The following is a 24,867-nucleotide window of genomic DNA, read 5'->3' as shown; positions in this document are numbered from 1 at the left end:
CGATCAGCAGTCGTCCTCGAGCGCGCGCAGGCGCCGCTCGACGTGCCGGCGTTCCGGGTCCGTGCCGGCCGTCTCGAGCGCTTCCCGGTACGCCGCGACCGCCTCGGGCAGGCGGTCGAGGCGCTGGAGCAGGTCGGCCCGCGCGAGGTGGTACGGGTGGTAGTTGCGCAGCAGCGGCTCGTCGGTGAGTTCGTCGAGCAGGACGAGGCCGGCCTCGGGACCGTCGCGCAGTGCGATCGCGGCCGCGCGGTTGAGTGCGACCACGGGGGACGGCACGAGCGCCAGCAGTACGTCGTACAGGGCGACGATCTGCGGCCAGTCGGTGGTGGCGACGTCGGCGGCCTCGTCGTGCAGGGACGCGATCGCGGCCTGGACGCCGTACGGGCCGGGTGGGCCGGTGATCGCCTGCAGGACGAGCGCGTGGCCCTCCTCGATCATCGCGCGATCCCAGCGGCCGCGGTCCTGCCCGTCGAGCAGCACGAGCTCGCCGTCCGGGCCGGTGCGGGCGTCGCGGCGGGCGTGGATCAGCAGCATCAGCGCGAGCAGGCCGGCCACCTCGCGGTCGGCCGGCATCAGCCCGTGCAGGATGCGCGCCAGCCGGATCGCCTCCTCGGCCAGGTCGACCCGCTGCAGCTCGGCGCCCGAGCTGGCGGCGTACCCCTCGGTGAAGATCGAGTACGTCACCTGGAGCACGCCGGGCAGGCGCTCGGGCAACTCGTCGGCCGCCGGGACGCGGAACGGGATGCGGGCTTCGCGGATCTTCTTCTTCGCCCGGACGATCCGCTTGGCCATCGTCGCCGTCGGGACGAGGAACGCGCGGGCGACCTCCGGGGTGGTCAGGCCCGCGAGGCAGCGCAGCGTCAGGGCGACCCGGTCCTCGGCCGGCAGCGCGGGGTGCGCGCAGGTGAAGAACAGCTGCAGCCGGTCGTCCGGCAGCTCGCCGTCGACGTCGGCCGCGGGCGCTGGGCCGGTCCGATCGGCTTCCACCTGCAGGACGGCGAGGCGCGCGGCGTACGTCTTGTCCCGCCGGAGCCGGTCGACCGCTTTGCGCCGGGCCGTCGTCATCAGCCAGGCGCCGGGCTTCGGCGGTACGCCGTCCACGGGCCATTTCTCGAGCGCGATCTCGATCGCCTCGGAGGTCACCTCCTCGGCCAGATCCAGATCCCCGAATCGCCGGGACAGCGCGGCGAGCAAGCGCCCGCGTTCCTCGCGGAACACCTGCTCGACCATGCCCACCGAGTGCTCGGTGGACATGGTCGGCGGGTGGTCGGGCATCAGCCGAAGTCGGCGACCGGGCGGACCACGATGTTGCTGCCGCCCCGGGAGCCGGGGCAGCGCGCCGCCCAGTCGAGGGCGACGTCCAGGTCCGGCACGTCGATCACGTAGAAGCCGCCGAGCACCTCGCGGGTCTCGGCGAACGGACCGTCGGTGACGGTGCGGCGCCCGTCGGCGTCGACCTGCACGGTCGTGGCGGTGACCAGGTCGGCCAGCGACTCCCCGGACACGAAGATCCCGGCGTCGCGGACCTCCTTGTCGTAGGCCATCCAGTCGGCCGGCGTACAGCCCTCGACGTCGCCCTCGGGCGTGACGGCGGCGTTGATCAGCAGCAGGTACTTCACGGTGGTTCTCCTCGGTTCGGTCGGTCGGTACGCCATCACCACGAACGACCCGGCCCCGGATGGACAGCGGCCGCCGAAAAACTTCTAGCCGAGCGCGGACCGCAGGTCGGCGGCGTACGACGCGGCCTCGGCGTCGTCGGCGTACTTGGTCCGCGGCCAGAAGAACCCGCGCAGCCCGTCGCCCTTGGTCCGCGGCACCACGTGGACGTGCAGGTGCGGCACCGACTGCGACACCACGTTGTTCACCGCGACGAACGACCCCTGCGCCCCGTACGCCGTACGCACCGCCGCGGCCACCGACCGCGCCGCCCCGAACAGCGGCACGGTCAGCTCGTCCGGCAGCTCGACCATCGTCGCGACGTGTTCGCGGGGCACGATCAGGGTGTGCCCCTTGAACACCGGCCGGATGTCGAGGAACCCGACCACCTCGGGTGTCTCCAGCACGAGGTGGGCCGGGGTCGACCCCGCGACGATCGAGCAGAACAGGCAGTCGGCCATCAGCCGAGGGTTTCGTCCACGAAGCACCAGCGCCAGTTCTCGCCGGGTTCGAAGCTGCGCATCACCGGATGCTCGGTCGAGTCGAAGTGCTTGCTGGCGTGCTTGTGCTGGGACGAGTCACAGCAACCGACGTGACCGCACCCCAGGCACAGTCGCAGGTGCACCCACGTCCCGCCCTCGGCCAGGCACTCCTCGCAGCCGTCAGGAGTGTTCGGTGCCAGCACCAGTGGTGCGTGGGCCAGGTGGTCGCACGGACCGCCCGGAGGGGGCGGCACGCGGAGGTCGTCGGACTGTCCGCCGACGTCGTCGGCTTCTGCGCGATCCAAGATGGACTCCTCGATGTCGAGTGCGATCTGTGCCCGTTGCAGCACCTCGTCGGCGACGAGGCCCTCGTCCCGGACCTTGAGGATGTGACCACGCTCGGCCTGCAGCATGGTCATCCGAAGTCGACGATATGCCTCACTCGGCGTTTCGTACTCGGTTTCGGGCCGGCCGAGTCGTTCCCACGCGGCCAGCGCCCGGGCTTCGCCGCGCTGACGCAGCAGCTCGACCACCTGCGGCGGGTCGTCGGGCGTGAGCACCCGGTCCAGCTCCTCCTCGCCGGCCTTGTGCGCACCCTGCAGTACGGCGGCCTCCTGCAGCGCGTCCTCAGCCGGGTCTGGACCGGGCAGTTGCATCCGTCGTACGAGCCAGGGCAGCGTCGAGCCCTGGAGCAGCAGTGTCCCGGCGGTGACGGCCAGGGCGATGAAGACCAGTACCTCGCGGTGCGGCGTGTCCTCCGGCAGGACGAACACCGCGGCCAGCGTCACCACGCCGCGCATGCCGGCCCACGACAGCACGGTCAGCTCTCGCCAGGACACCGGTCCCGGGCGCGAGCGGCCGAGGATCTTGCGGGACAAGATGGTCACCGGGTACATCCAGATCGGCCGGAGCAGCACGACCGCGAGGAAGACCCCGATCGTCGCGATCGCGATCGTGCCGGCCGACAGCGGGCTCATCGCCAGGTCGTCGAGGATCCACCGGGTCTGCAGGCCGATCAGCAGGAAGACCGTGTTCTCCAGCAGGAACTGGAACGTGCGCCAGTTGGTCCGCTCCGAGATCCGGGACGCGGCCGACTGGATGATCGGCGCCTTGTGCCCGAGCAGCAGACCGGTCACGACCACGGCCAGGACGCCGGACGCGTGCACGTAGTGGTTCTCCGCCGCGACGTACGCGATGAACGGCGCGGTCAGGCTCAGCGTGGTGTCCAGCACCGGGTCGGTGAACCGCTTGCGGATCTTCGCCAGCGTGATCGCCACTACCAGTCCGACCACGACACCGCCGCCGGCCGCGCGCAGGAAGTCCAGGCTGACGTGCATGAACGTCGGCGTGATCACCGCGGCCGCGATCGCGGTCCGCAGGCAGACCAGCGCGGTCGCGTCGTTCAGCAGGCTCTCGCCCTCGAGGATCGTGACCACCCGGCGCGGCAGGCCGACCTTCTTGGCGATCGCGGTCGCCGCCACGGCGTCCGGCGGCGCGACGACCGCCCCGAGCGCGAACGCGGCCCACAGCGGCAACCGCTCCTGCCCGTCACCCTCGGCCAGGCCGCCGAGCAGCCAGTAGGCGACCAGGCCGACCCCGACCGCGGTGAACGCGACCAGACCGACCGACAGTGTGCCGATCGACCGCCGATGCTGGGAGAAGTCGACCAGGCTGGTCTTGATCGCCGCCGAGTACAGCAGCGGCGGCAGGAAGCCGACCAGCACCACCTCGTGCGACAGCTCGACCCGCGGGACGAAGGGGAGATATGAGACTCCGACCCCGATCACGACCAGCAGCAGGGGAGCCGACACCCCGATCCGGCGGGCCAGTGCGGCACCCGTCGCCACCAGCGCGACCAGGGCGACAATCTCGATCGCGATTTCCACGCGCACAGTGTGGCAGGCAGATCCTCATTCCGCGCGCAAGGGCTGAGGACCCTCGATCAGCGAATCCGGTCCAGATAGGTCTTGTACGCCGTCAGGAACGGCTCCTCGGTCAGCACCGCGGAGGCCAGCCAGTCGCAGGAGGCCTGCGCGGCGCGGATCACGTCGGCGGGGTAGTCGTACTTGACCTGGTGCTCGGCGAACTCGTCCTCGTCGTCGACGTAGAAGCTGCCGTCGCGCCGCTTCACCACGTCCAGGTCGAGGTCGATCATCGTGAACTCGTCCTCGCCGAAGGTCACCGGCGTGGTCACGTCGCAGTAGATCTCGGTCTTCTGGGGTGCGTCGTTGAAGCTGGCCGTGAACCACTTGTCCCGCGGGAACAGCTGGGCGACGGCCGCGCTCATCGCGATCTCCGGCTCCTCGCCGCGCTGGGCGATCGCACCGGCCGGCGCACCCAACCACACGCCGTACTGGTCCTCTCCCAGGAACGTCATCCACTGGTGCCAGTGGAGCTTGCCGTCGTACTTGCGATACACAACCCGCACCTTGCGCATGGTGTCACCGTACCGGCGCGGCCGGTCACCTCCTGAATCGCTATCCTGTGCCGATGCGACGGATGCTCATCACCGGCGGCGCCGGATTCATCGGCTCGAACTTCGTGCACGACACCGTGCGGCGCTACCCCGACGCCGAGGTGACCGTGCTCGACGCGCTCACCTACGCCGGCAGCCGCAGCAACCTCGACCCGGTCGCCGAGCAGGTCACGTTCGTGCACGGCGACATCTGCGACGCCGAGCTGGTCGACAAGCTGGTCGCCGGCACCGACGTCCTGGTGCACTTCGCCGCCGAGTCGCACGTCGACAACTCGCTGAACGACCCATCGCCGTTCATCAAGTCCAACATCATCGGCACCTTCACGCTGCTCGAGGCGGTCCGCAAGCACGACAAGCGGATGCACCACATCTCCACCGACGAGGTCTTCGGCGACCTGCCGCTGGACTCGGTCGAGCAGTTCACCGAGACCACGGCGTACGACCCGTCCAGCCCGTACTCCGCCTCGAAGGCGAGCTCGGACATGCTGGTCCGCGCCTGGGCCCGCTCGTACGGCGTGGCCGCCACCTTGTCGAACTGCGCGAACAACTACGGCCCGTACCAGCACGTCGAGAAGCTGATCCCGCGCCAGATCACCAACGTGCTGATCGGCGACAAGCCCAAGCTGTACGGCGCCGGCGAGAACGTCCGCGAATGGACCCACGTCGAGGACCACAACGACGCCGTGCACCGCATCATCACCGACGGCCGCCTCGGCGAGACCTACCTGATCGGCTCCGGCGACGAGCGCAGCAACAAGCAGATCATCCAGAAGATCCTCACCCTGATGGGCGAGCCCGAGGACGCCTTCGTCCACGTCAACGACCGCCCCGGCCACGACCTGCGCTACTCCAACGACTCCACCAAGATCCGCACCGAACTCGGCTGGGCCCCCCGCTACGCCGACTTCGACGCGGGTCTGGCCGCCACCATCGACTGGTACAAGGCCAACACCGCTTGGTGGGAGCCCCAGAAGGGCACCGCGGAAGCCAAGTACAAGGTCCTCGGCCGCTGACCGAGCGCCCGGCGTACGGACGAGGTCCCTCGTACGCCGGTCAGCCGCTGAGCTCGCGAATGCGGTCCAAGTACGTCTTGTAGACCGTCAGGAACGGCTCCGTCGTGGTGATGTTGGCCACGATCCACTCGCACGTCGCCTGGGCCGTGGCGACTACTTGGGGTGGATAGCCGTAGTGGACCTGGTGCGCCGCGAACTCGTCCTCGTCCATCACCCGGACGGTCCCGTCGCGCAGGCGCCGGATGTCCAGGTCGAGGTCGACGGCGGTGACCGAGGCGACGCCGAATTCGGCGGGCATGGTGATGTCGCAGTAGATCTCGGTGGTGTGCGGAGCGTCGTTGAACAAGGCGCTCCACCACTGGCCGCGGGGGAACAGGCGGACGCGGTGGTGGTCGACGGTGATCCAGGTGCCGTCGGCGCGCTGGGCGGGGTCGCCGGGGCGGGAGCCGACCCACAGGCCGTGGTCGTCCTCGCCGAGGTCGACCGACTCCATCAACCGGTGCGGGCGGCCGTCGTACTTGCGGAACAGGGTCCGCACCATCTCCATGGCGGTTACTCTAGGTGAGATGGGCGGCACCGGTGAACCACTCGGGCCTCGGCGGCGTCCCGTAGGGTGAGATCACTCCGGTGGCCCGGCCGCGTTCGGGTTTCGGTCACCGGGGTGCATAGACTCGACCATTCGAGGACAACCTGCGGAGGAGCTCGTGCGCTTGCTGGACACGGTCGGAGGGCCGGCGGACCTCAAGGGACTGACCGATCAGCAGCTGACGGAGCTGGCCGCGGAGGTTCGCGACGTGCTCGTCGAGACGGTCTCGCGGACCGGCGGTCACCTGGGTCCCAATCTGGGCATGGTCGAGATCACCCTGGCGATGCACCGGGTTTTCGACTCGCCGCGCGATCGGCTGGTCTTCGACACCGGCCACCAGACCTACGTGCACAAGCTGCTGACCGGCCGGGCGGCGAAGTTCGACACGCTGCGCCAGCAGGGCGGCCTGTCCGGCTACCCGAGCCAGTCCGAGTCCGAGCACGACATCGTCGAGAACAGCCACGCCTCGACCTCGCTGTCGTACGCCGACGGTCTGGCCAAGGCCTACCGCCTGCGCGGCGAGGACCGGCACGTGGTCGCGCTGATCGGTGACGGCGGCCTGACCGGCGGCATGGCCTGGGAGGCGCTGAACAACATCGCCGCCTGCGACGACCTGAAGCTGGTCGTGATCGTCAACGACAACGGCCGCTCGTACAGCCCGACGGTCGGCGGCCTGGCCACGCACCTGACCAGCCTGCGCACCAACCCGCGCTACGAGAAGATCCTCGACCTGGTGAAGACCAACCTCGGTCGGACGCCGTACGTCGGCCCGCCGATGTACGAGGTGCTGCACGGGGTGAAGAAGGGCCTGAAGGACATGCTCGCCCCGCAGGGCATGTTCGAGGACCTCGGCCTGAAGTACGTCGGCCCGGTGGACGGCCACGACCGGGAGGCGATGGAGGACGCGCTGAGCAAGGCCAAGGCCTTCGGCGGTCCGGTCCTGGTGCACGCGGTCACCCAGAAGGGCTTCGGGTACGCCGCCGCCGAGCAGGACGAGGAGGACAACTTCCACCAGATCCGCCCGCTGCACAAGCCGCGCGGCTGGACCGACGTGTTCGCCGAGGAACTGGTCGACATCGGTCATCGCCGTCCCGACGTGGTCGCGATCACCGCGGCGATGCTGCACCCGACCGGCCTGGCCGCGTTCGCGCAGGAGTTCCCGGACCGGATCTTCGACGTCGGCATCGCCGAGCAGCACGCGGTGACCAGCGCCGCGGGGCTCGCGATGGGCGGTCTGCACCCGGTCGTCGGCCTCTACGCGACGTTCCTGAACCGCGCCTTCGACCAGCTGCTGATGGACGTCGCGCTGCACAAGTGCGGCGTCACCTTCGTGCTCGACCGGGCCGGCGTGACCGGTGACGACGGCGCCTCGCACAACGGCATGTGGGACATGTCGCTGCTCCAGGTCGTGCCCGGCCTGCGCCTGGCCGCGCCGCGCGACGGCAAGCGGATCGGCGAACTGCTCAACGAGGCGATCGAGGTCGACGACGCGCCGACCGTGCTGCGCTACGCCAAGGGCGAGGTGTTCCCCGACATCGAGGCGATCGACCGGATCGGCGGCACCGACGTCCTGGTCCGCACCGGCACCGACGTCCTGCTGATCGGGATCGGTTCGATGGCCGCGACGGCCGTCGACGTCGCCGGGCGGCTCGGCGCGCAGGGCTTCGGCGTCACCGTCGTCGACCCGCGCTGGGTCAAGCCGGTCGCGCCGGAGCTGGTCGAGCTGGCCGGCAAGCACAAGTACGTCGTGACGATCGAGGACAACGGCCGCGTCGGCGGTTGTGGTGCCGCGATCGCGCAGGCGATCCGGGATGCCGGGGTGAGCACGCCGGTCCGCGACTTCGGCATTCCGCAGCGGTTCCTCGACCACGCGAAGCGGGCCGCGGTGCTGCAGGAGATCGGTCTGACCGGTCAGGAACTGGCCCGCGACGTGATCGAGATGATCACCCGGCACCAGGGGGACGCGATCACCAGTGAGCCCGACACCGCGCGCGGCCGGCCCCGCGGCGCCTGACCCGGAGCCGGTCCGGGGTCGTCACGCGGCAGCACCGCGGCGGCGAGGCGTCGGGCCGGTTCTGATCGCTCTGCTCCTGGTGGCGACCGCCGTCGCCGGGGGACTGGCGCTGCACAAGTCCGGCACCGGCAGTACGTCGCCGCCGGCGGCTACGGGCGCCGCTCCGAAAACGCCTGAGATCGATCGCGCCGCGCGAGCCTCCGGGGTGGACGCCGTCCTGGCGGCCCGGGCGGAGGCGGTCAAGCTGAACAAGCCGGACCAGTTCCTCGCGGCGGTCAACCCGGCCAACAAGGCGCTGGTCGCCCGGCAGCGCACGCTGTTCGCCAACCTGCGCCAGTTCGGGTTCTCCAGCCTGCGCTACGAGCGCCTCCAGGAGCAGTACGACCAGGCCATCACCGATCGCTACGGCCCGAGCACCTTCGTCGTCGCGATCGCGATGACCTACCAGATCCGCGGCATCGACCCGGTCCCGGCGCGGACGATGCTCGGCTACACGTTCGTCCAGCGCCCCGGCAACCGATGGATGCTCGTCTCCGACACCGACCTCGACAGGCGCCTCCCGCGCGGCTCCCACCAGGAGGCGTGGGACGTCGGCGAGGTGCTGGTCAAGCGCGGCGCCCGGACGCTGGTCGTGGTGGAGAAGGACCAGGCCAGGCTGGCGACGAGCCTGCTCGCCAAGGCCGGTAGCGCGGTCACGGCGGTGAGCCGCAGCTGGCCCGGCGGCTGGACCGGCGCGGGCGTCGTGATCGCGCTCGACGACAAGATCGTCCGGGGCGCCGACTACACCCTGCCGAAAAACGCCGAGGACGCGCTCGCGATGGCGACCTGGGTCTACCGGTCGCTGCCCGGCGAGGTCAGCGGCGTGGGGGAGCGCACCGACTCCTACGTCGTGATCAACCCGCGCAACCGCGGCAAGGTCGACGCCCGGACGCTCGCACACGAGTTCACCCACGTCGCCACCGCGCCGTACGGGCCGTTCGCCCCGCGCTGGCTGGTCGAAGGAGCCGCGACCTGGGTCGAGTTCCTGCCGATGGACGGCGCGCGGGATCTCGCGGTCGGCACCTACCGGCAGACCGTCCGCACCAAGTACCTGGCCAAGGCGAAGGCACTGCCCCCGGACGCGACGTTCTTCCGCGACTCGGTCGCGTCGTACCCGCTGGCCTGGCTGGCCGTCGACCTGATCCACGAGCGGTACGGCGGTACGGAGCTGGTCACGCTCTACCAGGAGATGGCCGCGCTCGGGCAGACGCAGCGGGAGCGCGACCGGATCATGATGGAGCATCTCGGCATCACCGAGGCGGGCCTCTTCCGGGCACTGAAAGCCGCCGCGGCGGCCTGACCGATGATGAAACCGGTTCCGGGATTCCCAGGGAATCCCGGGGCAAGTTGTATACCCGGCGTGTCGGTGGTGGATCCGGCTGGACCGAGTAGGGTAGCCGGGCTGTCGCTGGACGGGCGGACCGGAGGAATCGACCCGACGTGAGTGTGTCACCCCCTGAGGCTGCCCGGCGCGGTGCTCAGGCACCGCCCCCCGGACCCCGCCGCTGGCTGGGTCTGCTGGTGGTGGTCGCGCTGACCTGTGGCGGCGTCGCGTACGCCGTCGAGCAGCGCGAGGACGACGCCCGCAGCCGGCCCCCGGTGACCGCCACTCCGAGCGCCCCACCGAACCAGAGCAACAAGCCGCCGTCCAAGACCGCGGCCGCGATCGCCGCCCGGCGGCTCGCCGTGGACACCATTCTGCTGCGCCGCGCGAAGGCGGTCCGGACCGGCAACGAGCGGCTGTTCCTGGCCGACGTCGACCCGGCCGACACCAAGCTGCGGCAGGAGCAGCGCACGCTGTTCGCGAACCTGGTCGACCTGCGCTTCGCCGAGATCGGCTACAGCCAGGCCGAGGAGCGGTTCGACCAGACGGTGGTCCGCGAGCACGGCCCGTCGACGTACCTGGTCCGGGTGCTGATGCGGTACCAGATCCCGAAGGTCGACCACGACCCGGTGACCACCGAGCTCGGCTACACGTTCGTCAGTCGCGGCGGCCGGTGGATCATCACCGACGACGACGACCTGGACGACGAGCTCGGCCCGACCGCGCACCGCGAGCCGTGGGACCTGGGCCGGATCGAGGTCCGGCGCGGGCCGCGGGTGCTGGCGATCGTGGAGAAGGGCGACACCGACCGGGCCGAGGCGATCGTTGCCGAGGCCAACGAAGCGCTGGCCCAGGTCGCGGGCTACTGGCCGCGACGCTGGCGTGGGTCGGTGCTGATCGCGGCGCTGGACGACACCGAGGTCCGGGACGCGCGGTTCGCCGACGAGGACGTCGAGTCCGCGGCCAGCGCCGGCTCGACGTTCACCTCGCTGCCCGGTCAGGACACCGCGGACGGAACGGTCGGCGGCGCGTACATCGTGGTCAATCCCAAGGAGCGCGACCGGATCGACGAGATCCTGCTGTCGCACGAGATCACCCACGTGGCCACCGCCGACCTCGGCGGCTACGAACCGCTCTGGCTGGCCGAGGGCGCCGCCGAATACGTGTCCTGGCGCGGGATCGAGGCGGTCAGCGGGCCGGGTGAGGTCGCCCAGTGGGAGCAGGAGGTGATCGACCAGGCGCTGCCCGGACTGTCCGCGCTGCCGTCGGATCTCGGCTTCTACCAAAGCAACGCCGACGTGTACGGCGTGAGCTGGCTGGCCGTGCGCTTCCTGGTCCGCGAGCTCGGCATCCGGGCGGTGGAGGAGTTGTACGAGGACCTGGCCCGGCACGGCACCGACCAGGCCAATCGCGACCGCATCCTGCTGACCCGAACTGGGTACACCGAAGCAACGTTGTGGATCTCACTGAAGGCGTACCGGCCCCAACGCTGAGTGGCGGATTGACCTCATGGCGTCAGGGGAGCACCCTCGGGGATGTTCCGTCCGATCCAAGGAGGCGTTGATGAGTTTGTTGCGGACCAAGACGATCGAGCAGTCGATCGCGGACACCGACGAGCCGGAGTACCAGCTCAAGAAACGCCTCACCGCGCTGGACCTGACCGTGTTCGGCATCGGCGTCATCATCGGCGCCGGCATCTTCACGCTGACCGGCCGCGCCGCCCAGGCCTACGCCGGGCCGAGCATCGCGTTGTCGTTCGTGCTCGCCGCGATCTGCTGCGGTCTCGCGGCCCTGTGCTACGCCGAGTTCTCCTCGACCGTTCCGGTGTCGGGCTCGGCGTACACGTTCTCGTACTTCTCGCTGGGCGAGATCTTCGCCTGGATCATCGGCTGGGACCTGCTGCTGGAACTGATGCTCGGGGCAAGCGTCGTGGCGCAGGGCTGGTCGACGTACGCCGCGCTGTTCCTGGAGCAGATCGGGCTGGGCTGGCCGGAGGCGATCGGTCCGGACTCCAGCGTCAACGTGCTGGCGATGCTGCTGGTGATCGTGCTGACGGTCCTGGCCACGATCGGCATCAAGGAGTCGCTGCGGGTCAACCTGGCGCTGGTCGCGGTCAAGCTGTTCGTGGTGCTGTTCGTGATCGTCGCCGGCCTGTTCTACGTCAAGGGCTCGAACCTGACGCCGTTCATCCCCGACAGCGTGCCGTCCGAGAGCGGTGAGGTCAGCATCACGACCCCGTTGTTCCAGGCACTGTTCGGGTTCACGCCGTCGACGTTCGGCGTGATGGGCCTGGTCTCGGGCGCCTCGCTGGTGTTCTTCGCGTTCATCGGCTTCGACGTCGTCGCCACCACCGCCGAGGAGGCCAAGAACCCGCAGCGCGACCTGCCCCGCGGCATCATCGGCTCGCTGGCGATCTGCACCGTGCTCTACGTGCTGGTCTGCATCGTGATCACCGGCATGGTCAACTACAAGGACATCAACGGTGAGGCGGCGCTGGCCGAGGCGTTCCGGTCGGTCGGACGTCCCGGCTTCGCGACGCTGATCTCGGCCGGCGCGGTCGCGGGTCTGACCACCGTCGTGCTGACGCTGATGATCGGCGCCGCGCGGGTCGTGTTCGCGATGAGCCGCGACCACCTGGTGCCGGCCAAGCTGGGCAAGACGCACCCGAAGTTCGGTACGCCGTACCGGCTGACGCTCGGCATCGGTCTGCTCGTTGCGCTGGTGGCCGGGCTGACCCCGATCGGCAAGCTCGAGGAGATGGTGAACATCGGCACGCTGGCCGCGTTCACGATGGTCGCGATCGCCGTCCCGCTGCTGCGCCGGCGCCGCCCGGACATCGAGCGCTCGTTCCGGGTGCCGGGCAACCCGGTGGTCCCGATCCTGGCCGCGCTGATCTGCATCTACCTGATGCTGAACCTGTCGCTGGAAACCTGGCTGCGGTTCGCGATCTGGATGGCGATCGGCTTCGCCCTGTACGCCGTCTACGGTTACCGCCGCAGTCGCGTCGGCCGCGAGGAGCAGACCGGGGAGATCACCCGGGCCTGACGGTACGATCCCTCAGTCGATGTCGGCTGAGGGCAGGATCGAGTCATGAAGCACCCGAGACGCCTGGTGGCGGCCGTGGCCGCGGTCGCCATCACCGGGGCCGCCGGGGCAGTGGCCGTCACCCGGTCGGGAGACGGCAGTGGACCGACCGGCGGTACGGCGGCGGTGCTGGGTGCTCCGGGCAACCAGACGACGCCGGAGCTGAGCGAGGCGGCGAAGAAGAGCCGGCAACGCGAGGTCGACCTCCTGCTCGGCAAGCGGGCGGTCGCGGTGCTCTCGGGCGACCTGGAGGGTTTCCTGGCGGCCGTCGACCCGAAGCAGCCGAAGCTGGTCGCGCGGCAGCGGCTGCTGTTCGTGAACCTTCGCAAGTTCAGGTTCAGCAGCCTGAAGTACTTCACCGCCGACACCTGGGCGGCGCCGCAGCTCGCCGAGAAGTTCGGCCCCACGACGTACACCACCCGGGTGATGATGCGGTACCAGATCGCCGGAGTGGACCCGCGGCCGGTGCAGACCGATCTCGGCTACACATTCGTGCAGCGGTCGAACCTGTGGTTGCTGGTCGAGGACGGCGGGATCGACGAGACGCTGAGCCGCGACGGGCACCGGCAGCCGTGGGACTTCCAGGAGGTCGAGCTGGTCCGCCGCGGCAAGGTCGTCGTGGTGGTCGACCGGCGTGAGCTCGCGCTCGGGCGGAAGATCGCCCGGATCTCCGAGGACGCGGTCGATGCCGTCCGCCGGCACTGGCCGCGGGGGTGGGACGGCTCGGTGATGGTGGTCGCGATGGCCGAGCCGCGCGTGATGGCGACGCTGTGGACGACGGGGAACGGCCGCGGCTGGACGATCGCCGCCAAGGCGGTCACCTTGTACGACAGAGACCAGGCCGGGCGCACCAAGGGCGCGCCGGTGGGCAGCCGGATCGTGGTCAATCCCGCGCTGCGCAAGGAGCTCGACGAGGACCTGCTGGTGCACGAGATGACGCACGTCGCGACTGTGCCGCTGGGCGGCCAGGTGCCGATCTGGCTGGCCGAGGGCCTGGCCGAGTACGTGCGGTGCCGGTCGGTCGAGGACGATCCGCAGTGGACCGTCGATCCCTACCGGCGCAGCGTGCGCTCGAAGTACCTGCCGGGCATGAAGAAGCTGCCCGACAGCGCCGGCTTCGACGAGAACGGGGATCGCGCCTACGGCCAGAGCTGGTGGGCGGTGGAGTACCTGGCCGACGACATCGGCATCAAGAAGGTCGCTGCCCTGTACGCCGACCTGGCCGTGCACGGCACCAGCGAGGCGGCGTACAGCGCGATCCTGAAGCGCCACACCGGCAAGACTCCGGCCGGGCTGGCCGCGGCGGTCAGGAAATTCCGCGGCTGATCGTGCTGCTGGGGCCGGTCCGGGCTTCCGGCCCGGACCGGCCCCAGCAATTCGGGGAGGTGGTGTCAGGCCAGCGAGGCCACGCCCTTGGGCAGGAACCGCTTGCCGTTGACCTTCTCGGCGATGCCCGAGCGGTCCAGGTACGGCGTGATGCCGCCGAGGTGGAACGGCCAGCCGGCGCCGAGCAGCAGACACAGATCGATGTCCTGCGCCTCGGCGACCACACCCTCGTCGAGCATGATCCGGATCTCCTCGGCCAGCGCGGTCAGCACCCGGGTGCGCAGCTCGTCGGCGCTGGACGGCTTGTCGCCGACCGTCACCAGCGCCTCGACCTCAGGATCGACCGACGGCTTGCCGTCCGCGCTCCAGACGTAGAACGAACTCTTGCCTGCGGCAACTACCTTGGCGAGGTTCTCCGACACCGCGAACCGGTCCGGGTAGGCCCGGTTCATCGTCTCGGCGACGTGCAGCGCGACCGGCAGACCGACCAGCTGCAGCAGCACGAACGGCGGCATCGGCAGGCCGAGGGCCGACAACGCCTTGTCCGCTTCGGGAATCGGCGTGCCCTCGTCGACGGCCGCGCTGACCTCCCCGAGGAACCGGGTCAGCAGCCGGTTCACCACGAAGGCCGGCGCGTCCTTGACCAGCACGCACGACTTCTTCAGCTTCTTGCCCACCGCGAACGCCGTCGCCAAGGTGGCGTCGTCGGTCTGGTCGGCGCGGATGATCTCCAGCAGCGGCAACACCGCGACCGGGTTGAAGAAGTGGAACCCGACGACGCGCTCGGGGTGCTGCAAGTCGGCCGCCATCTCGGTGATCGGCAGCGACGAGGTGTTGGTGGCCAGGATCGCCTCCGGCGTGACGATCTTCTCCAGGTCGGCGAAGATCGTCTTCTTCAGCTGCAGCTCCTCGAACACCGCCTCGATCACGAAGTCCGCGTCGGCGAACACGGTTCGGTCGACCGAACCGGTGACCAGCGCCTTGAGCTGGTTGGCCTTGTCCGGGCGGATCCGGCCCTTGCCGAGCAGCTTGTCGATCTCACCGTGCACGTAGCCGACGCCGCGGTCGACCCGTTCCTGGTCGAGGTCGGTCAGTACGACCGGCACCTCGAGGCGGCGGACGAACAGCAGCGCGAGCTGACCGGCCATCAAGCCGGCGCCGACGACGCCGACCTTGTTCACCGGGCGGGCCAGCGACTTGTCCGGCGCACCGGCCGGGCGCTTGGCCCGCTTGTTCACCAGATCGAACGCGTAGAGCCCGCTGCGCAGCTCCTCGCTCATGATCAGGTCGGCCAGCGCCTCGTCCTCGGCCGCGAAGCCACGGTCGCGGTCGTTGTCCTTGGCCGCCGCGATCAGCTCCAGCGCCCGGTACGGCGCCGGGGCGGCACCGCTGACCTTGAGGTCGGCGAACGCCTTGCCGCGGGCCACCGCCGCGTCCCACGCGTCGCCCCGGTCGATCTCCGGGCGCTCGACGGTGATCTCGCCGGTCAGCACCTTGCTCGCCCACAGGATCGACTGCTCGAGGAAGTCGGCCGAGTCCAGCAGCACGTCGCCGATGCCGAGCTTGACCGCCTCCGGGCCGGACAGCATCTTGTTCTGGTTCAGGGCGTTCTCGACCACGACCTTGACGGCCTTGTCGGCGCCGATCAGGTTCGGCAGCAGGAAGTTGCCGCCCCAGCCCGGCAGCAGGCCGAGGAAGACCTCCGGCGTGGAGATCATCCCGGCGGCCACCGAGACGGTCCGGTACTGCGCGTGCAGCGCGACCTCGAGGCCGCCGCCGAGCGCGACGCCGTTGACGAAGCCGAAGCTGGGCTTGCCGCCGTCGACCAGCTTGCGCATCACGCCGTGGCCGATCCGGCCGAGGTTCAGCGCCTGCTCGCGGTCGACCAGCTTCGGTACGCCGGTGAGATCGGCGCCCGCGGCCAGGATGAACGGCTTGCCGGTGACGGCGATCGCGGCGACGTCGTCGCGGGCCAGCGCCGCGTCGATCGCGGCGTTCAGCTCGGCCAGACCCTTCGGGCCGAACGTGTTCGGCTTGGTGTGGTCGTGGCCGTTGTCGAGCGTGATCAGCGCGAGTGTGCCGGCGTTGTTCGGCAGCACGACGTCGCGGCTGTGCGCGTGCGTGACGACCTCGTCGGTCTCGATCGCGACCGCTTCGTCGATCAGCTGCTGCAGGTTCACTTGGACTCCTCGCTTCGCTCGTCGCCCAAGTGAGCGAGACCGTGCTGTGCTGTTTGGTTCACTCGCTGGCGCTCGCTCACGCGGCGTTTCCTTCCCAGTTCGGGTTCTCCCAGATGACCGTTCCGCCCATGCCGAGGCCGACGCACATCGTGGTCAGGCCGTAGCGGACCTCGGGGCGCTGCTCGAACTGCTGGGCCAGCTGGTTCATCAGCCGGACGCCGGACGAGGCGAGCGGGTGGCCGTAGGCGATCGCGCCGCCGTACGGGTTGACCCGCGGGTCGTCGTCGGCGATGCCGTAGTGCTCGAGAAAGGCCAGCACCTGCACGGCGAACGCCTCGTTGACCTCGAAGGCCTGGATGTCGTCGATGGTCAGGCCGGCCAGCTTCAGCGCCTTGTCGGTGGCCGGGACTGGGCCGATGCCCATCACCTCGGGCTCGACGCCGACGAAGCCGTACGAGACCAGCTTCATCTTCGGCTTCAGGCCGAGCTCCTCGGCGGCCTCGGCCGACGTCAGCAGGCAGGCCGTCGCACCGTCGTTGATGCCGGCCGAGTTGCCCGCGGTGACCCGGCCGTGCGGGCGGAAAGGCGTCTTCAGCTTCGCCAGGTCCTCCACCGTGGTGCCGGGACGCATCGGCTCGTCGGTGGTGGCCAGACCCCAGCCGAGCTCGGCCGAGCGGGTGGCGACCGGGACCAGGTCGGGCTGGATCAGGTCGTTGGCGTAGGCCTTGGCGGCGCGCTCCTGGGAGGCGGCCGCGAACGCGTCGGTGCGCGCCTTGGTGATGGTCGGGAACCGGTCGTGCAGGTTCTCGGCGGTGGAGCCCATCACCAGCGCGGAGGTGTCGACCAGCTTCTCGGAGATGATCCGCGGGTTCGGGTCGACGCCCTCGCCCATCGGGTGCCGGCCCATGTGCTCGACACCGCCGGCCACGACCACGTCGTACGCGCCGAAGGCGATGCCGGACGCGGTGGTGGTGACGGCGGTCATCGCGCCCGCGCACATCCGGTCGATCGCGTAGCCCGGGGTGGTGTTGGGCAGGCCGGCCAGCAGTGCGGCGGTCCGGCCGATCGTCAGGCCCTGGTCGCCGATCTGGGTGGTGGCCGCGATCGCGACCTCCTCGACCCGCTCCGGCGGCAGCGACGGGTTGCGCCGCAGCAGCTCACGGATGCACTTGATCACCAGGTCGTCGGCGCGCGTCTCGGCGTACTGGCCCTTGGCCTTGCCGAACGGGGTGCGAACGCCGTCGACGAACACGACATCGCGGATCTCACGGGGCACGAGGCCCTCCTTTGTCAGCCTTCGAAAGGGGGTAGCACCCCGATGCTACCCGTGGGTAACGAACCGCCCCAAGCAGCCACGCCTGTGCGGCTGCTCACAACCTGGTGGCGGGTGGGGACGCAGCGCTTCCAGCGGTCCGGACGATGCACAGGTTCCGCGGCGATTGGACGTGGCGCGCGGGCGGGATCGGGCGCATGCTGGACACAGGCACGCTTCGGGAGTCGCTCTGATGAACAACTTCGATCTCGCCGTACCGGTCCTGAGCCGGGGCAAGCACCGCAATCCGCGCAAGGGCGCCTGCTTCATGGAGTTCGCGTCCTATCTGGCCGGCGAACCCTGGTCGGACCACCCCGCCTGCACGCACCCGCTGCTGGCGGGAGTCGCCCGCGACGTCAACGACTGCACCACCGACGCCGGCCGGTCCCGGCTGGCGCCGCTGATCCCGTCGGTGATCGGGCTGACGCCGGACGACCCGCACGTCGTTCCGCGGGTGACGGCCGTCTGCATCCAGGAAGCCCTGCCGGTGGTCTCGCAGGAACGCCAGTACATCCTGGCCGTCGCGCTGATCGTGGGGGAGAGGCAACTCGCCCAGCTCGACGGCCGCCCGCTGGACAGTCTGGACCCGGCCTCGCAGGAGGCACTCGACTCGGTCCCGGCAGCAACCAAGTGGGCCCGGGCGTTCACCGCCAAGGCCCACCGCGGTACGCCGGACTACGCCCGTCGCACAGCGCCCCGAGCCGTGTCGTGCGCGGTCGAGGGCATCTCCCAGGCCTGCGTCCCTGACCCGGACGAGCGCCTGTACCGGCTGCTGAGCGCCGCCATCGACGAGTGCAAGAGATGGGTCCCGGCCAAGTCGTCTCGACTCCAGCGCATCACCCGCACCGCGGAAGAGTCGGTCGACGCCCGCTGATACACAGAGCTAAGACATCGAACAAAACTGTAGGCTCGCAGGCGTGCCCCTGGAAATCGACACCGGCTCCGGCCTGATGCCCGTGCATGTCTGGGAGGCCCCCTCGGGGACCGGTCCCGGTCTGTTGCTCCTGCAGGAGATCTTCGGAGTCTCCGACTACATCCAGGAGCGCGGCGCCCAGTTCGCCGCACTCGGCTACCACGTCGTCGCCCCCGAAATCTTCTGGCGCCTCGACGACGTCGATCTCGACCCCGACGCACCCGACCTGCTCGACCGCGCCCTCGCAGTCGTCGCACGCCTCGACTGGGACCTGGCCGTCTCCGACGCGGTCGCCGCGCTGGAGTACCTGCGCGGCCGCGACACCCCGGTCGGCGTGATCGGCTTCTGCTTCGGCGGCGGGCTCGGCTTCAACGTCGCCGCGGTCTCGCCGCCCGACGTCCTGGTCAGCTACTACGGCTCCGCCCTGCCCAACCTGCTGGAGCTCGCACCGAAGGTCGACGCGACCAGCCTGCACCACTTCGGTGACGCCGACGACTACTTGCCGCCGGACACCATCGACCGGATCGTCGCCGCGCTCGGCGACGCCGAGGTCCATGGTTACCCGGGCGCCGGGCACGCGTTCGACAACCCGATGCCCGCGTTCCACGACGCCGAGGCCTCCGCGCTGGCCTGGCAGCGCACCACCGCTTTCCTGTCCCGCCACCTGCCTGCCGAATGAGGAACCACATGAGTCTGTACGACATCCCGCTGCGAACCCTGTCCGGCGCCGAGACGTCGCTTGGGGAGTACAAGGGCAAAACCGTGCTGGTCGTGAACGTCGCGTCACGGTGCGGCTCCACCCCGCAGTACTCCGAGCTGGAGAACCTGCAGAAGAAGTACGCGTCCCGCGGGTTCACTGTGCTCGGCGCGCCGTGCAACCAGTTCGGCGGTCAGGAGCCCGGCACGGCCGAGGAGATCCAGGAGTTCTGCTCCACGACGTACGGCGTGACGTTCCCGATGCTCGACAAGCTCGAGGTGAACGGCGATCACCGGCACCCGCTGTTCCAGGAGCTCACGCTCGCCCCGGACGCCGAGGGCAACGCCGGTGACGTGCAGTGGAACTTCGAGAAGTTCTTGGTGACCCCCGACGGCACGGTCGCGGCGCGCTTCCGCACCCGGACCACCCCGGAATCCCCGGAGGTCGTCGAAGCCATCGAGGCCCAGCTGCCGGCCTGACCCCGCTTCCCACCTTCGCCCCACCCGGCCTCACGCCCCCGCCCCGGCCTCCCGCACCGCCCCAGACTCACGCCCCCGCCCACCTCACCCCGCCCCACCCGCTCGCGCATCCGGGTCGCACCGGTGGGCATTTGGTGGGTGAACCCGGCAATTCGCCCGTTGGCCTACTGGTATTTGGTGGGCCAACGGGCCATTTCGTGGGTTGACCCACCATCTGGCCGTGGCTGGTGGCTGGTGGTGAGGGGTTGCGGCGGCCGCCGGCAGTGGGCGGCGGGTGACGGGCCGTAAGCGACGTGGGGGCGATCGGCCGGGTCAGTCCAGCGGTTTGGCCGGAGCGGTGACCGTGATGGCGTCGGTGAGGACCTGCGCGGTCAGGCCGATCTGCCACTCGCGGGCGCCGTGCTCGCGCAGGAACGTGCTGACCACGTCGAGCTGCGGGTCGGCCGGGGGAGACCAGGCCAGCCGGCGGATCGTGTCGGGGGACAGCAGGTTCTCGGTCGGCAGCCGGTGCGCCTCGGCGATCTCGCCGACCGCAGCACGGGCGGCCGACAACCGGGCGGCGGCGTCCGGGTCGCGGTCGGCCCAGGCGCGGGCCGGCGGCGGGCCGTCGTACCGGGGGCCTTGCTTGGGCAGTTCGCTGTCGGGCAGCCGGCGGGCGTGGTCGATCGCCTCCCACCAGGTCCGCATGTGGCGATGCGCGCCGCGGCCCTTGAACGCGGTCAGCCGCTGCAGCGTCTCGCGGTCGACCGGCATCGCGGCCGCAGCCTCGACGATCGCGGCGTCGGGCAGGATCCGGCCGGGGGAGATGTCGGCGGCCGCGGCGATCTGGTCGCGGGCCTCCCACAACGCCCGTACGACGGCCAGGCTGCGCCGGTTTCGGACCCGGTGCATGCCGGACGTCCGGCGCCACGGGTCGGGCTTCGGCTCGCGCGGCGGCGCGGACAGGATCGCGGCGAACTCCTGCTCGGCCCACTCCCACTTGCCCTCGCGGCGCAGTTCCAGCTCGATCGCGTCGCGCAGCTCGATCAGCATCTCGACGTCGAGCGCGGCGTACACCAGCCAGGGGCTGGGCAGCGGGCGGGTGGACCAGTCGGCGGCCGAGTGCTCCTTGCGCATCCGGTACCCGAGGACTTCGCTGACCAGCGAGGCCAGACCGACCTTGGGATAACCGAGCAGCCGGCCGGCCAGTTCGGTGTCGAAGACCTTGCGCGGAACCATGCCGACCTCGGCCAGGCAGGCCAGATCCTGGTTCGCGGCATGAATGATCCACTCCGCGTCGACGATCGCGTCGCCGAGCGCGGACAGGTCACCGAACGGAATCGGGTCGACCAGCGCCGAGCCCGAGCCCTCACGGCGCAGCTGCACCAGGTACGCGCGGTGGGAGTACCGGTAGCCGGAGGCTCGCTCGGCGTCCACCGCAACCGGTCCGGTGCCGCTGCGGAAGGCCTCGACGACCTCGCTCAGCGCACTGCCGGTGTCGACGACCTCGGACAGTCCGTCGCGCAGTTCGAGCAGTGGCAGGGTCTCGGTGGGATCCTCGGGGACGGGCGACTGCTGGGTCTCGGCCGGGCTCATTGGCCCCGCTGACCGCGGCGGGTAGGCATCGCGACCACGCCTGGCGGCACCGGCGGCAACCCTGCCGCGGTGCACAGCACCTCGCCCCACGCCTCCGCGTGCCGCGTCACGTCGATTCCGCCGTCCGGGCCCGCGATCGGGCTCCAGGAGGCGCGGATCTCGATCTCCGCGGTCGCGTCGTCGTCGGCCATCCCGCCGAAACTCTCCGACACCACCCTGGTGACGGTACCGCTCGGCGCCAGGAAGTCGGCACCCCGGTCGGCCAGCGCCTCCATCAACCAGGTCCAGCCCACGCCACCGAGCAGCGCGTCGGTCACCATCTCCGGCTCGACGGCCGCACGCACGTACGCGACACAGCGGAAGGTCGACTGCCAGGCGTCGTTCCCGTCCGGGTCGTAGAGGACGACCAGACGGCCGGTGGCGACATCGTCACCGTCGACCGTCACGTCGGCGCTGACCGCGGCCGCGTGCGGAGCGATCCGCTGCGGCGCGGGCATCTCCTCGACGAAGACCTCGGGCCGGAACCGGGCCTCACGCAACTGCGTCAGGGCCTCGGCGAACTCCGCGGGTGGCGCGTCGACCTGCTTGCGGGCACCCATGCTTCGCAGCCTACGACTGATCACGCACCGACGCGGGTCTCGACGCGCCGGTGGTGTGATGTGGGGTGCTGCTGGGGTTCGAGGGGCGCCGGTGGTGACCAGATGTCAGGACGACGGCCTCGGCGTGGGATCATCGGACGTGCCTTCGACACCGTCCGCTGCGCTCGACCGGTCTCCTTTCCTGCTCGCCGCCCGGGGTGAGCCCGGGCCGCACACGCCGGTCTGGTTCATGCGTCAGGCGGGCCGCTCATTGCCGGAGTACCGCGCGGTGCGGGAGGGCATCTCGATGCTCGAGTCCTGCACGCGACCCGACCTCGTCGTTGAGATAACGCTGCAGCCGGTACGCCGTTACGGCGTCGACGCGGCGATCTTCTACTCCGACATCGTGCTCCCGCTCAAGGCGGTCGGGGTCGACCTGGAGATCAAGCCCGGCGTCGGCCCGGTGATTGCGTCGCCGGTGCGGTCCGCCGCGGACCTGGCCGCCGTCCGGCCGGTCGAGCCGTCGGACGTGCCCTACGTGACCGAGTCGGTTCAGCAGTTGGTGTCCGAGCTGGGTGGGACGCCGCTGATCGGATTCGCCGGGGCGCCGTTCACTGTCGCGTCGTACCTGGTGGAGGGCGGGCCGAGCAAGGACTACGCCCGGACCAAGGCGATGATGCACGGCGACCCGAAGCTCTGGCACGCGCTCGCCGACCGGCTCGCCGACGTGGCGATCGCGTACCTGTCGGTCCAGGTCGAGGCCGGTGCGTCGGCGATCCAGCTCTTCGACTCCTGGGCCGGGGCGCTGTCGCCGCGTGACTACGCGCAGTTCGTGCAGCCGCACTCCGCCAAGGTCTTCGCCGCGCTGGAGCAGTACGGCGTACCGCGGCTGCACTTCGGCGTGAACAACGGCGAGCTGCTCGGCCTGATGAGCGAGGCCGGAGCCGACGTCGTGGGTGTCGACTGGCGCGTCCCGCTGGACGAGGCCGTCCGCCGGGTCGTCGCCGCCGGCGGCTCGCCGAAGCCGGTCCAGGGCAACCTCGACCCGGCGCTGCTGTTCGCCGGCTGGGACGCCATCGAGCCCGAGCTCGACCGCATCCTCACTGAGGGCAAGGCGGCCCCCGGCCACATCTTCAACCTCGGCCACGGCGTCCCCCCGACCGCCGACCCGGAGGTCCTGCACCGCATCGTCAAAGCCGTGCAGGAGAAGTCGGCGTCCTAGGCGGTGCCGGGCGTGGCGGCGGCACCTCGTTGGTGGCGCGTTCGATGCTCTGTCCCCAGTACGTTCCGGTGACCATGAGCACCGCCCCGAGACCCGCCAGGGCGGTGAACTTCTCGCCGCCGAGGCCGATGCCGACCGCAACCGCCCAGACGGGTTCGGTGCCGAGCAGCAGGCTGGCCCGGCTCGCGGAGCTGTTCTGCACCGCCCAGGTCTGCGCGAGGAACGCGAACACGCTGCAGAACAGGGCGAGATAGACGAGCTGGCCCCAGACTGCTGCATCCACCTTTGTCAGCGTCGGCAAGCTGCTCGACGCCGGTACGACGAACAGCGCCGAGCCGGCAACCATCTGGATGGTGGTCAGCTGCAACGGCCGGACGACGCGGTCCTTCGTCAGTCGCCCAACGAGCGCGACGTGCACCGCGCGGACCACCGCGGCGGCGAGCATCAGCAGGTCGCCGTTCCGGGGAGCTTGGAAGCCGTTGCCGGACATCAGCAGCGTGACGGCCAGCAGGCACACACCCGTGGCGGCGAAGAAGCGCAGGGGCAGGCGGCCGTTGCCTGACGTGCGGTCCAGCAGCGGGGTGAGCACGATGGTGAGGCTGATGATCAGGCCGGCGTTGGCCGCGCTGGTGTGCGCGACGCCGTACGTCTCGAGCACCAGGACGGCGGCCTGGGTGACGCCCAGGAGGGATCCGACCCGCAGTTCGTCCCGCGTGAATCGCCCCTTCCGGCGCTGGGCGGCGACGAGGGCCAGGCACGCGATCGCCGAGATCGCATACCGCGCGAACAGCACGATCAGGACGGGCAGGACGTAGGTCACGGTCTTCGCGGCCAGGTAGCTGGAGCCCCAGACGATGGCGACGAGCAGAAGCACTGCGTCAGTGCGGCGGGCGTAGAACACGCCCCTACGCTGCAGTGCTTCCACTGTGAAGCCAAGGACGTGTTTCTTCAACGATCCTGAAGAATCACTACACTTTCTGGATGAACGAACGGCAGTTGCAGATCCTGCGGGAGCTCGGCGAGCTGGGCAGCGTCACCGCGACCGCCGAGGCGCTGCTGATGACTCCCTCGGCCGTTTCCCAACAGCTTCGGCTGCTGCAACGCTCGATCCCGGTTCCACTCACCGAACGGGACGGGCGGCGGCTGGTGCTCACCGACGCCGGGCAGGTCTTGGCCGGTGCTGCGATCGAGGTGGAGACCGCGCTGGCCAAGGCACGGCACACCGTCGAGGAGTTCGTCGACCAGCCGGACGCCGAGGTGTCGGTCGCGGCTTTCAACAGCGCGGCCGCCGCGTTCTTCCCTCTGCTCCTGGCCGAGGCCCGCCCGGGAAGCCCGCGGCTCTCGCTCGCCGACGAGGACGTCGCGCAAGACCAGTTCCCGCGACTGACCCGGGACTACGACCTCGTACTCGCCCACCGTCTCGACCAGGCGCCTCCGTGGCCGGCCACAGTCACTGCCGTCACTCTGCTGCGCGAACCGCTCGACATCGCCGTACCGGCCGACCACCCGTTGGCCGCGCAACGACGCCTCACCCCGCGCGATGTCGCGGATCACCCCTGGATCACGGTTCACGACGGCTTCCCGCTGATGGCCACCATCGACGCCATCGCGACCGCCGCGAACCGGCGACTCGACATCGTCCACCGCGTCAACGACTTCGCGGTGGTCGCCGAGATCGTGGCGGCGGGCGGAGGCCTGGCCCTGATGCCGCGGTGGACCGCCCGTCCGCACCCCGCACTGGTGCTCAGGCCGCTCAGCGGCGTGCACACCGGACGCCACATCGACGTGCTCCACCGCCCGGAGCGTGCCGCGCGGCGCGCCGTACGGACGGTGCTCAGCGATTTGCGCCGCGCGGCCGCGACGATCCAGCGCTGAGGGCCCGCCGCGGCCCCCGACCAAGTGGGGTGGTGG

22 protein-coding genes are annotated in these 24,867 nt (G+C 70.3%); 11 read left to right on the top strand and 11 right to left on the bottom strand.

The window, feature by feature from the left end; genetic code table 11:
* Positions 1 to 3: 3 nt before the first annotated feature.
* The 5 genes from BWI15_RS22710 to BWI15_RS22690 all read right to left on the bottom strand — a co-directional run bounded on the left by BWI15_RS22710 (position 4) and on the right by BWI15_RS22690 (position 4,575).
* Positions 4 to 1,275, bottom strand: coding sequence for an RNA polymerase sigma factor (locus tag BWI15_RS22710; RefSeq protein WP_237771412.1), 1,272 nt, complete (start codon positions 1,273 to 1,275; stop codon positions 4 to 6).
* Complete coding sequence (locus tag BWI15_RS22705; RefSeq protein ID WP_077016481.1) at positions 1,275 to 1,619, bottom strand: YciI family protein; 345 nt, start codon at positions 1,617 to 1,619, stop codon at positions 1,275 to 1,277. Before BWI15_RS22705 ends, BWI15_RS22710 begins: the two co-directional genes overlap by 1 nt.
* 84 nt (positions 1,620 to 1,703) lie before the next feature.
* Complete coding sequence (locus BWI15_RS22700; protein ID WP_077016480.1) at positions 1,704 to 2,117, bottom strand: HIT family protein; 414 nt, start codon at positions 2,115 to 2,117, stop codon at positions 1,704 to 1,706.
* Complete coding sequence (locus BWI15_RS22695; RefSeq protein ID WP_077016479.1) at positions 2,117 to 4,024, bottom strand: Na+/H+ antiporter; 1,908 nt, start codon at positions 4,022 to 4,024, stop codon at positions 2,117 to 2,119. Before BWI15_RS22695 ends, BWI15_RS22700 begins: the two co-directional genes overlap by 1 nt.
* Positions 4,025 to 4,080: 56 nt before the next feature.
* Positions 4,081 to 4,575 carry a DUF402 domain-containing protein gene (locus tag BWI15_RS22690; RefSeq protein WP_077016478.1) on the bottom strand — a complete coding sequence of 165 codons (495 nt, stop codon included), beginning with the start codon at positions 4,573 to 4,575 and terminating at the stop codon, positions 4,081 to 4,083.
* 53 nt (positions 4,576 to 4,628) lie between these two features.
* On the opposite strand from BWI15_RS22690, the gene rfbB reads away from it, so the two are divergent.
* Complete coding sequence (gene rfbB, locus BWI15_RS22685; RefSeq protein WP_202817713.1) at positions 4,629 to 5,627, top strand: dTDP-glucose 4,6-dehydratase; 999 nt, start codon at positions 4,629 to 4,631, stop codon at positions 5,625 to 5,627.
* Positions 5,628 to 5,667: 40 nt separating this feature from the next.
* Here rfbB and BWI15_RS22680 read toward each other — a convergent pair whose 3' ends face one another.
* On the bottom strand, positions 5,668 to 6,174 hold the full coding sequence (locus BWI15_RS22680) for a DUF402 domain-containing protein (RefSeq protein ID WP_077016476.1): 507 nt from the start codon (positions 6,172 to 6,174) through the stop codon (positions 5,668 to 5,670).
* Positions 6,175 to 6,331: 157 nt separating this feature from the next.
* Between BWI15_RS22680 and dxs the strand changes: the two genes are divergently transcribed.
* From dxs to BWI15_RS22655, 5 genes are all read left to right on the top strand, one after another.
* Entirely contained in the window at positions 6,332 to 8,227 is a 1,896-nt protein-coding gene (gene dxs / locus BWI15_RS22675) for a 1-deoxy-D-xylulose-5-phosphate synthase (RefSeq protein WP_077016475.1), read from the top strand.
* A gap of 79 nt (positions 8,228 to 8,306) precedes the next feature.
* Positions 8,307 to 9,566, top strand: coding sequence for a hypothetical protein (locus BWI15_RS22670; protein WP_237771411.1), 1,260 nt, complete (start codon positions 8,307 to 8,309; stop codon positions 9,564 to 9,566).
* A gap of 140 nt (positions 9,567 to 9,706) precedes the next feature.
* Entirely contained in the window at positions 9,707 to 11,083 is a 1,377-nt protein-coding gene (locus BWI15_RS22665; RefSeq protein WP_077016473.1) for a hypothetical protein, read from the top strand.
* Between the two features lie 70 nt (positions 11,084 to 11,153).
* Positions 11,154 to 12,635, top strand: a complete 1,482-nt coding sequence (locus tag BWI15_RS22660) for an APC family permease (protein ID WP_077016472.1) — start codon at positions 11,154 to 11,156, stop codon at positions 12,633 to 12,635.
* A 45-nt stretch (positions 12,636 to 12,680) separates the two neighbouring features.
* The gene (locus BWI15_RS22655; RefSeq protein ID WP_077016471.1) at positions 12,681 to 14,000 is read left to right on the top strand and encodes a peptidase MA family metallohydrolase; all 1,320 of its coding nucleotides are present in this window, start codon (positions 12,681 to 12,683) and stop codon (positions 13,998 to 14,000) included.
* Between the two features lie 65 nt (positions 14,001 to 14,065).
* Here the strand turns inward: BWI15_RS22655 and BWI15_RS22650 are convergent, their stop codons facing one another.
* Both BWI15_RS22650 and BWI15_RS22645 read right to left on the bottom strand, forming a co-directional pair.
* Positions 14,066 to 16,180 carry a 3-hydroxyacyl-CoA dehydrogenase NAD-binding domain-containing protein gene (locus BWI15_RS22650; protein WP_202817712.1) on the bottom strand — a complete coding sequence of 705 codons (2,115 nt, stop codon included), beginning with the start codon at positions 16,178 to 16,180 and terminating at the stop codon, positions 14,066 to 14,068.
* Between the two features lie 76 nt (positions 16,181 to 16,256).
* A complete protein-coding gene (locus BWI15_RS22645; RefSeq protein ID WP_077016470.1) occupies positions 16,257 to 17,456 on the bottom strand; it encodes a thiolase family protein in 1,200 nt (399 codons plus the stop codon).
* A gap of 229 nt (positions 17,457 to 17,685) precedes the next feature.
* Here BWI15_RS22645 and BWI15_RS22640 point away from each other — a divergent pair, with 229 nt between their 5' ends.
* The 3 genes from BWI15_RS22640 to BWI15_RS22630 are packed head-to-tail and all read left to right on the top strand — an operon-like array spanning position 17,686 to position 19,581.
* Positions 17,686 to 18,366 carry a hypothetical protein gene (locus BWI15_RS22640; RefSeq protein WP_077016469.1) on the top strand — a complete coding sequence of 227 codons (681 nt, stop codon included), beginning with the start codon at positions 17,686 to 17,688 and terminating at the stop codon, positions 18,364 to 18,366.
* Positions 18,367 to 18,409: 43 nt separating this feature from the next.
* Positions 18,410 to 19,084 carry a dienelactone hydrolase family protein gene (locus tag BWI15_RS22635; RefSeq protein WP_083750941.1) on the top strand — a complete coding sequence of 225 codons (675 nt, stop codon included), beginning with the start codon at positions 18,410 to 18,412 and terminating at the stop codon, positions 19,082 to 19,084.
* An 8-nt stretch (positions 19,085 to 19,092) separates the two neighbouring features.
* Complete coding sequence (locus BWI15_RS22630) at positions 19,093 to 19,581, top strand: glutathione peroxidase (RefSeq protein ID WP_077016468.1); 489 nt, start codon at positions 19,093 to 19,095, stop codon at positions 19,579 to 19,581.
* Between the two features lie 312 nt (positions 19,582 to 19,893).
* Here BWI15_RS22630 and BWI15_RS22625 read toward each other — a convergent pair whose 3' ends face one another.
* Positions 19,894 to 21,156, bottom strand: coding sequence for an HRDC domain-containing protein (locus BWI15_RS22625; RefSeq protein ID WP_077016467.1), 1,263 nt, complete (start codon positions 21,154 to 21,156; stop codon positions 19,894 to 19,896).
* The gene (locus BWI15_RS22620) at positions 21,153 to 21,755 is read right to left on the bottom strand and encodes a DUF3000 domain-containing protein (protein ID WP_077016466.1); all 603 of its coding nucleotides are present in this window, start codon (positions 21,753 to 21,755) and stop codon (positions 21,153 to 21,155) included. The genes BWI15_RS22625 and BWI15_RS22620 overlap by 4 nt, the downstream gene beginning before the upstream one ends.
* 229 nt (positions 21,756 to 21,984) lie before the next feature.
* On the opposite strand from BWI15_RS22620, the gene hemE reads away from it, so the two are divergent.
* Positions 21,985 to 22,956, top strand: coding sequence for a uroporphyrinogen decarboxylase (gene hemE, locus BWI15_RS22615; protein WP_441327725.1), 972 nt, complete (start codon positions 21,985 to 21,987; stop codon positions 22,954 to 22,956).
* On the opposite strand, the gene BWI15_RS22610 is transcribed toward hemE, so the two are convergent.
* On the bottom strand, positions 22,925 to 23,830 hold the full coding sequence (locus BWI15_RS22610; protein WP_237771409.1) for a DMT family transporter: 906 nt from the start codon (positions 23,828 to 23,830) through the stop codon (positions 22,925 to 22,927). The genes hemE and BWI15_RS22610 overlap by 32 nt on opposite strands.
* Before the next feature lie 107 nt (positions 23,831 to 23,937).
* Between BWI15_RS22610 and BWI15_RS22605 the strand changes: the two genes are divergently transcribed.
* On the top strand, positions 23,938 to 24,831 hold the full coding sequence (locus BWI15_RS22605; protein ID WP_077016464.1) for a LysR family transcriptional regulator: 894 nt from the start codon (positions 23,938 to 23,940) through the stop codon (positions 24,829 to 24,831).
* Positions 24,832 to 24,867 lie beyond the last annotated feature (36 nt).

The organism is Kribbella sp. ALI-6-A (genome assembly GCF_001984195.1).
In the GTDB taxonomy this organism is placed as follows: Bacteria; Actinomycetota; Actinomycetes; order Propionibacteriales; family Kribbellaceae; genus Kribbella.
Note: the sequence above shows the minus strand (reverse complement) of the source record. Positions and strands in the feature narration are given on the sequence as shown.